This window comes from Curvibacter microcysteis (assembly GCF_028649455.1).
In the GTDB taxonomy this organism is placed as follows: domain Bacteria; phylum Pseudomonadota; class Gammaproteobacteria; order Burkholderiales; family Burkholderiaceae_C; genus Curvibacter; species Curvibacter microcysteis.
Genome location: NZ_JAQSIO010000003.1, coordinates 155,921 through 168,963 on the forward strand (window position 1 = coordinate 155,921; position 13,043 = coordinate 168,963).

General features: G+C 65.5%; 15 protein-coding genes. 6 read left to right on the forward strand and 9 right to left on the reverse strand.

Translation table 11 applies throughout. From position 1 onward, the window contains the following. Positions 1-30 precede the first annotated feature (30 nt). The gene (locus tag PSQ39_RS09360) at positions 31-1,269 is read right to left on the reverse strand and encodes a hypothetical protein (protein WP_273926503.1); all 1,239 of its coding nucleotides are present in this window, start codon (positions 1,267-1,269) and stop codon (positions 31-33) included. A gap of 275 nt (positions 1,270-1,544) precedes the next feature. Between PSQ39_RS09360 and PSQ39_RS09365 the strand changes: the two genes are divergently transcribed. The 3 genes from PSQ39_RS09365 to PSQ39_RS09375 all read left to right on the forward strand — a co-directional run bounded on the left by PSQ39_RS09365 (position 1,545) and on the right by PSQ39_RS09375 (position 4,777). Continuing rightward, positions 1,545-2,537 carry a glycosyltransferase family 4 protein gene (locus PSQ39_RS09365; RefSeq protein ID WP_273926504.1) on the forward strand — a complete coding sequence of 331 codons (993 nt, stop codon included), beginning with the start codon at positions 1,545-1,547 and terminating at the stop codon, positions 2,535-2,537. 147 nt (positions 2,538-2,684) lie between these two features. After that, positions 2,685-3,968: a hypothetical protein gene (locus tag PSQ39_RS09370; protein ID WP_273926505.1), complete on the forward strand. Its 1,284-nt coding sequence runs from the start codon at positions 2,685-2,687 to the stop codon at positions 3,966-3,968. Then, positions 3,965-4,777, forward strand: a complete 813-nt coding sequence (locus tag PSQ39_RS09375; RefSeq protein WP_273926506.1) for a polysaccharide deacetylase family protein — start codon at positions 3,965-3,967, stop codon at positions 4,775-4,777. Before PSQ39_RS09370 ends, PSQ39_RS09375 begins: the two co-directional genes overlap by 4 nt. 115 nt (positions 4,778-4,892) lie before the next feature. Here the strand turns inward: PSQ39_RS09375 and PSQ39_RS09380 are convergent, their stop codons facing one another. Beyond that, the gene (locus PSQ39_RS09380; protein WP_273926507.1) at positions 4,893-5,198 is read right to left on the reverse strand and encodes a c-type cytochrome; all 306 of its coding nucleotides are present in this window, start codon (positions 5,196-5,198) and stop codon (positions 4,893-4,895) included. A gap of 106 nt (positions 5,199-5,304) precedes the next feature. On the opposite strand from PSQ39_RS09380, the gene PSQ39_RS09385 reads away from it, so the two are divergent. Then, positions 5,305-5,547 carry a TIGR04438 family Trp-rich protein gene (locus PSQ39_RS09385; RefSeq protein ID WP_273926508.1) on the forward strand — a complete coding sequence of 81 codons (243 nt, stop codon included), beginning with the start codon at positions 5,305-5,307 and terminating at the stop codon, positions 5,545-5,547. A gap of 98 nt (positions 5,548-5,645) precedes the next feature. Here PSQ39_RS09385 and adk read toward each other — a convergent pair whose 3' ends face one another. The 6 genes from adk to PSQ39_RS09415 form a co-directional block, all read right to left on the reverse strand. Then, entirely contained in the window at positions 5,646-6,302 is a 657-nt protein-coding gene (gene adk, locus PSQ39_RS09390) for an adenylate kinase (RefSeq protein ID WP_273926509.1), read from the reverse strand. A 182-nt stretch (positions 6,303-6,484) separates the two neighbouring features. Further along, positions 6,485-7,264 carry a 3-deoxy-manno-octulosonate cytidylyltransferase gene (kdsB, locus tag PSQ39_RS09395; protein WP_273926510.1) on the reverse strand — a complete coding sequence of 260 codons (780 nt, stop codon included), beginning with the start codon at positions 7,262-7,264 and terminating at the stop codon, positions 6,485-6,487. After that, on the reverse strand, positions 7,261-7,443 hold the full coding sequence (locus PSQ39_RS09400; RefSeq protein ID WP_273926511.1) for a Trm112 family protein: 183 nt from the start codon (positions 7,441-7,443) through the stop codon (positions 7,261-7,263). The genes kdsB and PSQ39_RS09400 overlap by 4 nt, the downstream gene beginning before the upstream one ends. Further along, complete coding sequence (gene lpxK, locus PSQ39_RS09405) at positions 7,424-8,506, reverse strand: tetraacyldisaccharide 4'-kinase (protein ID WP_409242021.1); 1,083 nt, start codon at positions 8,504-8,506, stop codon at positions 7,424-7,426. The genes PSQ39_RS09400 and lpxK overlap by 20 nt, the downstream gene beginning before the upstream one ends. Beyond that, positions 8,503-8,928 (reverse strand): ExbD/TolR family protein, encoded by a 426-nt coding sequence (locus tag PSQ39_RS09410; protein ID WP_273926513.1) that lies wholly within the window; start codon positions 8,926-8,928, stop codon positions 8,503-8,505. The genes lpxK and PSQ39_RS09410 overlap by 4 nt, the downstream gene beginning before the upstream one ends. A 7-nt stretch (positions 8,929-8,935) precedes the next feature. Further along, positions 8,936-9,571 (reverse strand): MotA/TolQ/ExbB proton channel family protein, encoded by a 636-nt coding sequence (locus PSQ39_RS09415; RefSeq protein WP_273926514.1) that lies wholly within the window; start codon positions 9,569-9,571, stop codon positions 8,936-8,938. A 711-nt stretch (positions 9,572-10,282) separates the two neighbouring features. Between PSQ39_RS09415 and PSQ39_RS09420 the strand changes: the two genes are divergently transcribed. Then, a complete protein-coding gene (locus tag PSQ39_RS09420) occupies positions 10,283-10,864 on the forward strand; it encodes a superoxide dismutase (protein WP_273926515.1) in 582 nt (193 codons plus the stop codon). A 114-nt stretch (positions 10,865-10,978) separates the two neighbouring features. Here the strand turns inward: PSQ39_RS09420 and PSQ39_RS09425 are convergent, their stop codons facing one another. Continuing rightward, positions 10,979-11,458 (reverse strand): DUF192 domain-containing protein, encoded by a 480-nt coding sequence (locus PSQ39_RS09425; RefSeq protein ID WP_273926516.1) that lies wholly within the window; start codon positions 11,456-11,458, stop codon positions 10,979-10,981. A gap of 275 nt (positions 11,459-11,733) precedes the next feature. Here PSQ39_RS09425 and icd point away from each other — a divergent pair, with 275 nt between their 5' ends. Further along, complete coding sequence (gene icd / locus PSQ39_RS09430; protein ID WP_273926517.1) at positions 11,734-12,999, forward strand: NADP-dependent isocitrate dehydrogenase; 1,266 nt, start codon at positions 11,734-11,736, stop codon at positions 12,997-12,999. Positions 13,000-13,043 lie beyond the last annotated feature (44 nt).

The window sequence follows — 13,043 nt, forward strand, 5'->3', positions numbered from 1 at the left end:
TGCTTGGGCGTCTTGGTGGTTGGGGCTGCGTCAGGGCAGTGCTGCGGGCTGGGCGAAGTAAGCCTTGGACAGGGTCTTGAATTGTCCACCGTCCGTGCGCAAGGTGGTCTGGCTGCGTTCACCCGGGCTGAACACCACGCCCACGCCGCCCGCCGCCACCAATTCGTTGGCGTGCGTCAAGAAGTAGCGCACGCGGTTGTCCCGCCAAGGCGGGCTGCTGCTGGGCTGGGCCGCGGGCACGCCCAGCGGCGTCTGCCACCACAACAAAGGCTTTTGCAGCCCTTCAAAGTAGCGGCGCGCCTCGGCAAAGTGCTGCGCAAAGCTGTGTCCGTTGCTGGGCTGGGGGTTGACGTCGTCCCAGTACCAATGGCGCCCGTTGCGCACGCAGGCGGCGGCGCGGTTTTGGGCTTCCATGCAGCCCGCATCGCGGTCCTGGGTTTGCATGACCACAAAGTCGGCCTGGCCCGCACCCAGCTTCTGCATGTAGGCCACATCGGTGGCGCGCAGATCGTCGAACATGGACGGTGGAAAACCGACGTAGGTGCGTGGCGCATGCAGGCGGGCCGTGCGCAGCAGGCAGGCCGCCACGCCGGCGACGGTGTCGGGCAATCCAGCGCAGTCGGGGTTGGGGTTGACCAGGGCGGGCATGCGGGTCGGATCGGCCTGGGCGCGCTGGGTGTAGCCCCAGAAGTCGGGCTCCAGGTTGACCAGGGCGGGCTGGCCATAGCGCCCCAGCTTTTGGAACAGCAGCCGCACCTGGCTCCAATACGGGCCCATGAAGCTGGGGTCGGTCAGGCCGCTGAGGTTGCTGTCGCCGCGCGCTGCCATTTGGTAGAGGGTGAACATGGGCACGGCACCGACCATCTCGGCGTGCTGGATCACCCGCTCCACATAGGCGCCTGAGGGACTGTTCCAGCTCAGCCAGGAGTCGCTGCCCACGCCGTTCAGGTATTGGTCGTAAATGTCTGGCGACAGGCCTTGGCCCAACACCGTGCCAGTGTCCGTGGTGCCCACGCCGACCAGCAAGCGCTTGGGGCGTCCCAAGGCCTGGGCCAGGGCCCCCGCGCGCTGGGCCAGGGGCAGCTTGTCCAGGGCCCCATGGGTGTTGCTGGATGGGCTGCTGGCCTTGGGCTTGTCCGAGGCGCGGGCCTTGTCTTGGGGGCCGGCGGCCGCAGCCAGGCCCAGTTGAGCGCTGAGCAGCCAAGCCACGCCCAGGCCCACCAGGGCGAGGGCCGTGCGCCAGCGGGCCACCAAAGTGCTTCGTTCCATGGCAGATGTCCTGATCAGGAGGGGGAGGTGGCCTGGGTCGAGCCGGCCGGGGCAAGGGCTGAGGGGCATAAAACGCAGCATCTTGCAAAATTTTGCAAATTATGCCGTTGAGGGCGAAGGACGCCGGCCAGTGGTGTGAAATATGCCCACTCTCCGTTGCTGGCGGAGGGTGCCTGGCCCTTAGCATGACGGGCTGCCGCTTCCAGACCCAGCGCTTGGGATCGTCCCCGCCTGCGTCCGAACCGATTGACCACCTTGACCTTGACCCTACGTCCATGAAGTGGCACGTCCTCACGCCTTTCCTGCAGGCGCGCCACGAACTGTGGATGACCGAGCATCTCCAGCGGCACCAGTTCAACATCGTGCCCGCGCACTACTTGCACGACCCCTTGCGCGCCCGAGCGTCCTTGAGCGACTGGGGTGACTTTATGCGCCAAAACGCCCGAGCCCATCGGGAGTCTCGCCGCACCGAGGGCCTGCTGACGGCATTTCCCCCCTTGGCCCTGACGGCGGCGGCCATGAAGACACTGACCCGCCGCTCAGGGCCGCTGGTGGCCTGGACCTTCAACCTGGGCGGTCTCTATGGCGGCCTGAAGCAGCGCTTGGCGAGCCAGGTTTTGCGTTCGGTCGATGCCTTCGTGGTGCACTCCCGGCAGGAGGTACGCAACTACAGCGCGTGGTTGGATTTGCCCGAAGACCGCTTTCACTACGTCCCTTTGGGGCGAGAACTGCAAGACCCCTGGCTGGAGGAAGACCGGGAGCAGCCTTTTGTGCTGGCCATGGGCTCGGCCAACCGCGATTGGCCCACCTTGCTGAAGGCGGTCCAGGGCCTGGGCTACCGCACCGTGATCGTGGCCCCCGCGCGCACCCTGGAGGGCTTGGCCCTGCCGCCCCAGGTGGAGGTCTTGAGTGGGCTCAGTCGGGAGGCCTGCCGCGCGCTGTGCCAGCGCGCCACCCTCAATGTGGTGCCGATCGCCAACCTGCAGACCGCCTCGGGCCAGGTGGCCTTGATCGAGGCCATGATGTTCGGCCGGGCCGTGGTGGCCACGCGCTGCCCCGGCACCGAAGACATCGTGCGCGACGGAGAAAATGGTTTGCTGGTGCCCGCAGGGGACGCGCCGGCGCTGGCCGAGCGCCTGCAGGCTTTGTGGCTCGATGCGGCTTGGCGGGCCCGCCTCGGGGCGGCAGCCCGGGTCCATGTGCATGCCCACCTGTCGGTGGCCGCGGAGTGCGCGCGCATGCAGGTGATGCTCGACCGCTGGGCCTGAGCCGGGCAGTTGGCCGAGCGGGCTGGGTCCCGAGGCGAGTGACGAGTGGATGGTTCCTCGATTTGAGCGGCTCGGTTCCGGCCACCAGGCCCGATAATGAAAAGCGTGCCTTGGCCTTTTGATAGGCCCTCCTCCGTTCACCTCTCGATGCTGTCCATGCTCTTGCTGCCCTGTTTTGCCGCTCGCTCCCGTCCCCTGGTTCGTGCCAGTGCAGTGGCGGTGGCATGTGCGCTGGTCTGGTGCGCACCCGCCCAGGCCGTGGTCGAGGTGGCGGTGCAGTTGGATTCCTCCTGGGCCAACGACAGCAACCCGCTGCGCTTGTCTGACCGCAACACCACGCCGGGCGTCACGCGCCAGAGCGACAGCGTGATGTCCGTCGACGTGCGCGCTGCACTGATTGCGCCCCTGCTGTCCGACAGCACCAGGCTGGAGATCAATGCTGCTTTGGGCCGGCGCCAGTACCAAAGCCAGAACCAGCTCGACCACGAAGCGCGCCAGTTTGAGTCCCGCCTGGTCTGGGAGGCCTCGCCCCTGCTGCGCGGGCGCGTGGCCTATGCCACCGATGAGCGCCTGTACCAGCCGCAAAACGCGGTGCAGGTGGTGCGCGATCTGGTGCGCCAGCAAACGACCAGCTCGGAAGTGGCCTTGCGCGCCACGCCCGAGTTGGAGCTGCCTTTGACGCTGGAGCGCATCTCGGTGCGGCACGATGCCGCCCAAAACCAGTACCTGGACCGCAATGACAACGCCGTGCAGTTGGCGCTGCGCCACCTGTCCCCGCTGGGCTCCACCCTCACCGTGGGCCAGCGGCGCCTGTCGGTGGACTACCCGAACCGCAGCGCGGCCGATGTGGCCGTGCTGGACGATCGCTACCACGACCAACTGAGCTTTGTCGATGTGGACTGGGCCTACAGCCCGCTCACCCGCTTCGGTGCGCGGGTCGGGCATTTGCAGCGCAGTTATCAGAACCTGGGGCCCAACAACTTTGGCTTGACGGTGGCAAACCTGCGCGGGACCTACCAGCACTCGCCGATGAGCCGCGTGGATGTCGAGTGGTTCCGCCAGGTCTACGACTCGGCCACGCCCTCGACGCTCTACTACCTGGCCAGCGGCGTGCGCCTGGGGCTGGGCTGGCGTTGGTCTGAGCTGACCCGCTTGCGCGCCTTGGCCAGCCACGAGCGCCAACAAAATCAACCCGGGGCGCTCGGCGCGATCCCCCGCCAGCCGGACAACCAACTGACCCGCATCGGGGGCAGCCTGGACTACAGCCTGGCGCGCGGTTGGCGCGCCTATGTCGAAGGGTCGCGCGACCGCTACGCCAGCGTGGCCGGCGGTGCGGTCATCGCCCAGAACGTGCTGCGCCTGGGGCTGGAATACACCTACGAAAGCCTGGCAGGCACGGCTGAGCGCGGGCGCCTGGTGCGGCGGCCATGAGCGCGCTCGCCCTCCCTGCGTCTTTGACTGCGCCTGGCTGGACGGGCCGTGTCGGTCAGCTCCTTGGCACTGGTAACCGCTGGTTGGCGCGCCGCGTGGCACGCCGTCCACTGGCCTGGGGTGCCGGGCCGGGCGTCATCAGTTTGAGTTTTGACGATGCACCGGCCAGCGCCTGCCGCGAGGGCCGGGACATCCTGGCCCACCATGGAGCCCAAGGCACCTGGTACATCGCCGGTGGCTTGACCGACCAGGATGAGCAGGGCCACCGCTGCCACTCGGTGCGCGACTTGCAGCAACTGGCCGCACAAGGTCACGAACTGGGCTGCCACACCTTTTCGCACCAGCCCGTCACCGGGCTCGGCCTGCCACGCTTGCGCGAGGAGTTGGCCCGCAATGCGCGCTTCTTCACCGACACGGTGGGGGTGGCTGCACCGCGCCATTTTTCGTTTCCGCTGGGCGACTATGGCCTGCTGTCCAAGCCGCTGGTGGGCGCGGGCTTTGAGTCGGTTCGACTGACCCGGCCCGGCATCCACCGTGGCCAGGCCGACCTCAGTGGCCTTCTGGCCCAGCCGCTCTACGACAGTGGCCTCAGTGCTGCCGCCTTGCAAGCCCAGATCGAGGCCACGGCGGCCTGTGGTGGCTGGCTGATTTTGTACACCCATGCCGTGGCTGATCAGCCGGGCCCCTGGGGTTGCACCCCTGCCCAACTGGCCCAAGCGCTGCGGCTGGCCCAGCAGGCGGGGTGCTTGCTGTTGCCGGTCGGGCAGGCCATCGCCCACTTGCGCAGCCGGGGCGCCACGCCGCACTGAAGGCCATCGTGCTTCGGCCAGAGCAGCAGGGTGGCCGAGGGAGGCTGTGCCCCTGAAAAAGAAAAAGCCTGCCAGGCAAAAGCCGGCAGGCTGGTTCAGGCGGTATGCGCTTGGCTTACTTCTGTGCCAGCACCCAGGTGGCCAGCTTCTTGGCTTCAGCTTCATTCACCTGCGCGTTGGCGGGCATCGGAACCGGGCCCCACACGCCAGAGCCACCCTTGATGATTTTGCTGGCCAGTTTGTCCGCAGCGTCTTTTTGACCTGCGTATTTGGCGGCCACGTCCTTGTAGGAAGGACCCACGACTTTTTTGTCGACGGCGTGGCAGGCCATGCAGTTCTTGGACGTCGCCAGGGCCAGATCGGCCATGGCCGGAGCAGCAACAGTCAGAGCGGCTGCCAGGGTCAGGAGAGTGCGTTTCATCGTGGTCTCGGGTGAGGGTTGGGGTACATTGACTGGGTCGAATTGTAAATTGCCTGGGCGCAGCGCGCGAGACGTCCAGGGCTAATCCTGACTCAGGAGTCGTGTGATGTTTTTTCTGGGTGTCGGTGTGGTGCTGTTGCTGTTGAAGTACCTGGAGCTGGGGCCTGTGGCGGCCTGGAACTGGTACCTCGTGTTGGCGCCGTTTGGCTTGGCGGCCCTGTGGTGGGTCTGGGCGGATCACACCGGTTACACCAAGCGGCGGGCCATGGAGAAAATGCAAAAGCGCAAGCAAGAGCGCATCGACAAGCAAAAAGAAGCGCTGGGCTTTGTCGCCCGCAAGCGCCGCTGACCTGGCGCAGCAGGCCCCGGGGCTGATCTCCAGCCAGTCTGTGCCCAAAGAAAAAGCCGCTCGGTGAGCGGCTTTTGTTTTTCCGGCAGGGCTGTCGTTCAGCTGCTCAGTGCTTCGAAAGCGCGGGCCGTGATCGCATCCACACCGCCGATACCGCTGATGGCGCGGTACTTGGGGGCGGCGGCGGCATCGGCCTTGGCCCAGTTGCCGTAGTAGTCAACCAGGGGACGGGTTTGGTTGCTGTACACCTCAAGGCGCTTCTTGACGGTTTCTTCCTTGTCGTCTTCGCGCTGGATCAGGGCTTCGCCCGTGACATCGTCCAGGCCCTCGACCTTGGGGGGGTTGAACTTGACGTGGTAAGTGCGGCCCGAGGCGGGGTGCGAGCGGCGACCACTCATGCGCTCGATGATGGCGTCAAAAGGCACATCGATTTCGAGCACGTAGTCGAGCTTGACGCCGGCGGCCTTCATGGCGTCGGCTTGCGGGATGGTGCGCGGGAAGCCGTCGAACAGGAAGCCCGAAGCGCAGTCGGGCTGAGCGATGCGTTCCTTGACCAGGTTGATGATCAGTTCGTCGCTGACCAGACCGCCGGATTCCATCACGGCCTTGGCTTCCAGGCCCAGCGGGGTGCCCGCCTTCACGGCGGCGCGCAGCATGTCGCCCGTCGAGATTTGGGGAATGCCGTACTTCTGGCAGATGAACGTGGCTTGCGTGCCTTTACCCGCGCCTGGCGCGCCCAGCAGAATGAGTCTCATGGATGTCCTCGGAGGATAGTGTCAAATCAGCCGGCACCGCTGGCTACGCGCAAGATGGCCGTGGGAGGCCACGGTAGACGCAGTGCTCAATTTGATCCAGAGGATAGCATGGCGAGCCCTGCGCCATCCTTACGTGGGTGACAAAGCGATGACGCGGATCGCGTGACCTCGACCGCCTGGTTTCAGGCCGTGGTCTTGGCGAGCAGGGCGCGCACGCGGGCCAGGTCTTCCGGTGTGTCCACGCCGGGGCCGGGGGCCTCGGTGCTGATGTGCACCGCAATGCGGTGACCGTGCCAGACAGCGCGCATCTGCTCGAGCGACTCCAGCACCTCCAGCGGCGCCTGCGGCAGTTTCGGGAAGGCGCGCAAAAAGCCCACCCGGTAGCCATAGATGCCAATGTGACGCAGGGGCTGAAGGCCTGCCGCCGGCCCTGAAGCGTTTTGCCACCAGGCCTGACCAGCTTGGTCGCGTGAGTGCGGAATGGGCGCGCGGCTGAAGGTCAACGCCAGTCCAGCCGCGTCCAGCACCACTTTCACCACATTCGGGTTGTTGAACTCGTCCAGGTGGTCGATCGGGTGGGCGGCCGTGCTCATGCTGGCGTGGGGATGCTGGGCCAGCAAGGCTGCCACAGCGTCGATCAGACCGGGCTGGATCAGCGGCTCATCGCCTTGCACATTGACCACGACCGCATCGTCAGGCAAGCCCAGCAGGTCGCAGGCCTCGGCCAGGCGGTCGCTGCCAGAGGGGTGGTCGGCTCGGGTCAACACGGCTTCCACCTGGTGTTCCAGGCAGCTTTGCACGATGCGGGCGTCATCGGCGGCCACCACCACGCGCTGGGCCTGGCTCAGCGCCGCCTGGCGTGCCACGCGCACCACCATGGGCAGGCCGGCCAGGTCGGCCAGGGGTTTGTCCGGCAGGCGGGTGGAAGCCAGCCGTGCCGGGATCAGCACGGTGTAGCTCACAGGCCCAGTTCCTCGTCGCTCAGGGTGCGGGCTTCGTTCTCGAGCAGGATCGGGATGCCGTCGCGCACCGGGTAGGCCAGTCGTGCGCTGTGGGACACCAGTTCCTGGCGGACCGGGTCAAAGGTCAAGGGGCCCTTGGTGACAGGGCAGACCAGCAGTTCAAGAAGTTTGCTGTCCATGCGAGATCGGTGAAGGTGAGTGGGAGGCGGGAGGCCGCGATGATAGCGCTGCGTCCAGCCGCACTTGCAAAGCAGCCCAGAAAGCGGGCTCGGGTTCGAAGACCAGGGGCACGGCCCAGGCCTGTGGCCAATGCGGCCACAGCTTGTGGGCGTCTTTTTCGGTGCACAGCCACAACCCCCCTGGCGCACCCGGTTCCGGCAGGCCTTGGCTGAAGTCATGGTGGTCGGGCAGGGGGGTGCGACTCGCCAACACCAATCCGGCCTGTTCCAGCATGGTGAAAAAGCGCTCGGGTTGGGCGATGCCGGCCAGGGCATGCACTGCCTGTGCTTGGAAGGCCTCCAAGGGCCGGCGTTCGCCCAGCGCGTTGACGGCGTGATCGGCCAGGTGGCGCCGGGCACGAAAGCCAGCAAAGGCGGGTTGGGCGCCGGTGTGCAGCACCAGGTCCACAGCGCGTGGCCAGGGCTCACGCAAGGGGCCCGCTGGTTGCAACCAGCCGTTGCCCACGCCGCGGTCGTCAAACACACACAGCTCGATGTCGCGCTGCAGCGCCAGGTGCTGCAGACCGTCATCGCAAACGATCACGCGGGTGGCGGGGTAGGCCGCCAGCAAGGCCCGGGCGGCCTGGGCCCGGCGCCGGGCGACAAACACGGGCACGCCGGTGCGGCGCTGGACCAGCAGGGGCTCATCGCCCACCTCGGGCGCCAGGCTGTCGGGGCGCACTTCGCGGCAGTCCTGGGTCTGTCGACCGTGGCCCCGGGACACCACGCCCACCGCCAGACCCTGGCGGCGCAAATGGTCCACCACCGCGAGCACGGTGGGGGTCTTGCCGGCACCGCCCGCGACCACATTGCCCACCACCAGCACCACGGCAGGCACGCGCTCGCTGGCCAGCCAACCGCGCTGGTACAGCCAGCGCCGGGCTGCCACAAGCCCCCCCAGCAGTGCGGCGAGCGGCCACAGCAGGCAGGCCAGCAGGCCCCGCTGCTGCCACTGGCGCAACAAGTAGGCTTGGCCGCCATCGGTGCGGTGCGTGGACGGGGAGGGCATGGCGCGGCGGCTCAGCGCGTTTTGGCGCTGGCAGGCGTTTGGGTGGCGAAGGTGATTTGCGTGAGACCGATGCGGCGTGCGGCTTCCATCACTGTGATGACGGACTGGTGCGTGGCATTGGCGTCGGCGCTGATGATCAGCACCGATTCACGCCCGCCCTTGGCCGCCTCGGCCAGGGCCATGGACAGCGCCTCGCTCTGGGCTGGGGCTGGCGCCTTGTTGATGGCATAGCGGCCCTCGCTGGTGATGCTGACGATCAACTCTTTGGGGTAGTCGCGCTGGGTTTCGGCGTCGGCTTCTGGCAGGCGCAGCTGCAGCTCGGTGAACTTGCTGTACGTGGTCGACAGCATCAAAAAGATCAGCACCACCAACAGCACATCGATGAAGGGGATCAGGTTGATCTCGGGCTCGTCCCGGCGGCGCGGTCGAAAGTTCATGCCGGGCTCACTTCCTGAGTTGACTCAGGTGGCGCGCAAAGCGCTCGGCGGCCAATTCCAGGGTCAGCAGGTAGGCATCGACCCGGCTGCGGAAGTAGCGCCAGAAAATCAACGACGGAATCGCCACGATCAAGCCAAAAGCGGTGTTGTACAGCGCCACCGAGATGCCGTGGGCCAGCAAGGCCGGGTTGCTGGCGCCGGTGGCGACCCCCGGGCCCGAGGCCTGGGAGCCGAAAATTTCAATCATGCCGATCACGGTGCCCAGCAGGCCCAGCAAGGGGGCTGCGGAGGCGATGGTGGCCAGCGCACTGAGCGATTTTTCCAACCGTGCGGCCACGCTGCGGCCCGTGCCTTCGAGGCTGGCGCGCAGGTCGTCGTCGCTGCAACGGGGGTTTTGGTTCAACGCGCGAAAGCCGCTGGCCAGCACCTCGCCCAGGGCCGAGTTCTGTTCGAGCTGTTGCACCACCTCGGCTGAGGGCGTGCCCTGGGCCGAGACCGTGATGGCTTCATCCAGCAGGTTGGGAGGGGCCACGCGGGAGACTTTGAGGCTGACAAAACGCTCAAGGATGAGCGCCACCGCCAGCACGGAGCAGGCGAGCAAGGGCCAGATGGGCCAGCCGGCGGCTTGAATGATCGACAACAAAACGTCTCTCCCAAGGGGTAAGGAATCGCCTCGGATTATGGCGGAGCTTTGACCTGGCGCCGCACCAAGCCGTCACGACTCGGTGTACGGACCAGTCACCCACAAAATCTGTGGATAACTTTGTGAAGAACTTCGTCACGCGCCCGGCAAAGCGGCGCCAAATGGGCGTTTCAACACTTTGACTAAAAAATGACCAGTAAAAATTTCAATGAAATCATGGGCTTACAACGTGCTTGCTGGGTTTGCGGTCGATTCAGCGCGGTAGTGCTGGCCGGCGGGTCAGGCGCGGCCCTGTGGAGTACTGAAGCCGCCGCCTTGCCTGCCAGCCCTTGAAAACAGGGGCCCTGGAGGTCAAAAGCTCGGATTGGCGCCACCTGGCAAGCGGTGTGGGCGCCTGCGCGGCGCCAAATCTGGGGGTGGATGCGGCGCCTCAGGAAAGACGGGGCTGCTCAGCCCAGACAGGCTGCTGGCCCCGGCCCCGCTTGGTGTGTCCCAGGCGGGCACAGAGGGGCTCCCCAGTGCGGGCGGGTGGCTTTGGCCGCCGGGCTGATGGGCATGGCCATCGCCAGTGCCTGGGGTGCTGCGCAGCGCAGCGGGTGTGCAACCCGGCCTGACGCGAGGTTGATCCCCTGCGCTCGCGTCGCACAGCGATTTAGTTCCTACAATGCGCCAGCAAAGCTGTTTTTTCACGATAAACCACACGAGGAAACCATGGAACATACCCTGCCCGCACTGCCCTATGCCATCGATGCGCTGGCCCCCCACTACTCCCAGGAAACCCTGGAGTTCCACCACGGCAAGCACCACAACGCTTACGTCGTGAACCTGAACAACCTGCAAAAGGGCACCGAGTTCGAAACCAAGACCCTGGAAGAGATCGTCAAGACCTCGAGCGGCGGCATCTACAACAACGCTGCCCAGATCTGGAACCACACCTTCTTCTGGAGCTGCATGAAGCCTGCTGGCGGTGGCGAACCTTCGGGCGCCCTGGCTGCGGCCATCAACGCCAAGTGGGGCAGCTATGCCGCCTTCAAGGAAGCCTTCGTCAAGTCGGCCGTGGGCAACTTCGGTTCGGGCTGGACCTGGCTGGTGAAGAAGGCAGACGGCTCGGTGGACATCGTCAACACCGGCGCTGCTGGCACCCCGCTGACCACCGCTGACAAGGCCCTGCTGACTGTGGACGTGTGGGAACACGCTTACTACATCGACTACCGCAACCTGCGTCCGAAGTTCGTTGAGACCTTCCTGGACAAGCTGGTCAACTGGGAATTCGCTGAAGCCAACTTCGCTTGATGCGACGGCGCTGAAGCCTTGCTCCCATGAAAAAACGGCCCTCGGGCCGTTTTTTTGTTGGGGCGCCACCTGAGGGGCGTGGCGGGCAGCGCGTGCCTCGGTCGGGTGCTGGGCTCAGCGGCCCTCGAAAGGCGCACCGCGCAGCTTGAGGCCGGCCTTGAAGCCTTTTTTGGCAAACCAGCCCTGGTTCATCTCCAGCACATAGCGCACCGGTTGGCTGCTGCAGTGCGAGTCGGTGGTTTGCGGCTTCATGTCTGCCAAGTTGACAATGGTGCCGTCGTCAGCCACGAAGGCAGCCGTCAGCGGCAGCAAGGTGTTTTTCATCCAGAAGCACTGCACCGCGGGCACCTCAAACACAAACAACATGCCCTCTTGCTGGGGCATCTCTTTGCGGTTCATGAGGCCGATCTGGCGCTCCAGGCCGGAAGAAGCCACCTGAACATCAATTTGGTACATGCCCGCGCCGAGCTTGGTGCGCGGCAGGTTGAGTTGAGGTCCTTCTTGAGCCCAAGCGCTGGCGCCCGCGAAAGGCAGCAGGGCCGACAGGGCGGCAGCGAAGAGGGCGTGGCGCAGCGCGCGGCGGGGCAAAAACATGGGCAAATATCCTGGTCGAAAGCCGTCAACATGCGGCCGAACTGGCAGGCCGCCAAGCCTTCATTTTGGCGTAAATGAGGTCCTGCTTGGGTGCGACAGGCTCGCGCGTCTGGTGCGGCTGCCCTGGCGTGGCGAGCAGGCTCCTGATGGGCTGAGGCGGCCCGGCCAAACCCGGGCTTGACAGCCGGACCCAAAAGCTTTTGCCGCTAGAATCTTTGAGGCTTTTTCTCACCCGCTGACCTCACTTTTTCAGCTTCCATCGGAGACCCCAGTTCATGCCCAGCTACCAGCACATCCAGGTTCCTGCCCAAGGCCAGAAGATCACGGTCAATGCGGACAAAACCTTGAACGTGCCTGACCAGCCCATCATCCCCTTCATCGAAGGCGATGGCACGGGGCGTGACATCACGCCGGTGATGATCAAGGTGGTCGACGCAGCGGTGGCCAAGGCCTACGGTGGCCAGCGCAAGATCCAATGGATGGAGGTCTACGCTGGCGAAAAGGCCACGCAAATCTATGGCCCCGATGTGTGGTTGCCCGACGAAACCCTGCACGCCGTGCGTGACCATGTGGTGTCCATCAAGGGCCCGCTGACCACCCCGGTGGGCGGTGGCATCCGTTCTTTGAACGTGACCCTGCGCCAAGAGCTGGACCTGTACGTCTGCCTGCGCCCGATCCAGTACTTCAAGGGCGTGCCTTCGCCGCTGAAGGAACCCGAAAAGACCAACATGGTGATCTTCCGTGAGAACTCGGAAGACATCTACGCCGGCATCGAGTTCGAGGCCGAGAGCGACAAGGCCAAGCGCCTGATCAAGTTCTTGCTGGACGAGTTCGGCATCAACAAGATCCGCTTCCCCAACACCTCGGGCATTGGCCTCAAGCCCGTGTCGCGCGAAGGCACCGAGCGCCTGATGCGCAAGGCCATCCAATACGCCATCGACAACCACAAGCCCAGCGTCACCATCGTGCACAAGGGCAACATCATGAAGTTCACCGAAGGTGCCTTCCGCGACTGGGCTTACGACCTGGCGGTGAAGGAGTTCGGTGGCGAGCTGATCGACGGCGGCCCCTGGGTGCGCGTCAAGAACCCCAAGACCGGCAAAGACATCGTCATCAAGGACAGCATTGCCGACGCCTTCCTGCAGCAGATCCTGATGCGCCCGGCCGAGTACAGCGTGGTGGCCACGCTGAACCTCAACGGCGACTACATCTCCGACGCGCTGGCTGCGCAGGTGGGCGGCATGGGCATTGCCCCGGGCGCCAACCTGTCGGAAACCCTGGCCATGTTTGAAGCCACCCACGGCACCTCGCCGCGCTACGCCGGCAAGGACTATGTCAACCCTGGCTCGGAGATCTTGTCGGCCGAGATGATGCTGCGCCACATGGGTTGGGTCGAAGCCGCTGACTTGATCATCCGCGCGCTCGAAGGCGCGGTGCAAAGCAAGCGCGTGACCTATGACTTTGCCCGCCTGATGGAGGGCGCGATCCAGGTCAGCTGCTCCGGCTTTGGCGACGTGATGATCGCGCAGATGGACCTCTGAAGGGCGAGCCTCATTCAGAGGCCCGATGACCGCGTGGGGGCAAA

Coding starts and splice junctions, on each gene's coding strand:
- PSQ39_RS09400 (WP_273926511.1), bottom strand. CDS start 7,443: ATGGACAGCAAACTTCTTGAACTGCTGGTCTGCCCTGTCACCAAGGGC.
- PSQ39_RS09375 (WP_273926506.1), top strand. CDS start 3,965: ATGAGCGCGCTCGCCCTCCCTGCGTCTTTGACTGCGCCTGGCTGGACG.
- PSQ39_RS09410 (WP_273926513.1), bottom strand. CDS start 8,928: ATGAACTTTCGACCGCGCCGCCGGGACGAGCCCGAGATCAACCTGATC.
- adk (WP_273926509.1), bottom strand. CDS start 6,302: ATGAGACTCATTCTGCTGGGCGCGCCAGGCGCGGGTAAAGGCACGCAA.
- PSQ39_RS09365 (WP_273926504.1), top strand. CDS start 1,545: ATGAAGTGGCACGTCCTCACGCCTTTCCTGCAGGCGCGCCACGAACTG.
- PSQ39_RS09370 (WP_273926505.1), top strand. CDS start 2,685: ATGCTGTCCATGCTCTTGCTGCCCTGTTTTGCCGCTCGCTCCCGTCCC.
- PSQ39_RS09360 (WP_273926503.1), bottom strand. CDS start 1,269: ATGGAACGAAGCACTTTGGTGGCCCGCTGGCGCACGGCCCTCGCCCTG.
- PSQ39_RS09385 (WP_273926508.1), top strand. CDS start 5,305: ATGTTTTTTCTGGGTGTCGGTGTGGTGCTGTTGCTGTTGAAGTACCTG.
- PSQ39_RS09420 (WP_273926515.1), top strand. CDS start 10,283: ATGGAACATACCCTGCCCGCACTGCCCTATGCCATCGATGCGCTGGCC.
- PSQ39_RS09425 (WP_273926516.1), bottom strand. CDS start 11,458: ATGTTTTTGCCCCGCCGCGCGCTGCGCCACGCCCTCTTCGCTGCCGCC.
- icd (WP_273926517.1), top strand. CDS start 11,734: ATGCCCAGCTACCAGCACATCCAGGTTCCTGCCCAAGGCCAGAAGATC.
- PSQ39_RS09380 (WP_273926507.1), bottom strand. CDS start 5,198: ATGAAACGCACTCTCCTGACCCTGGCAGCCGCTCTGACTGTTGCTGCT.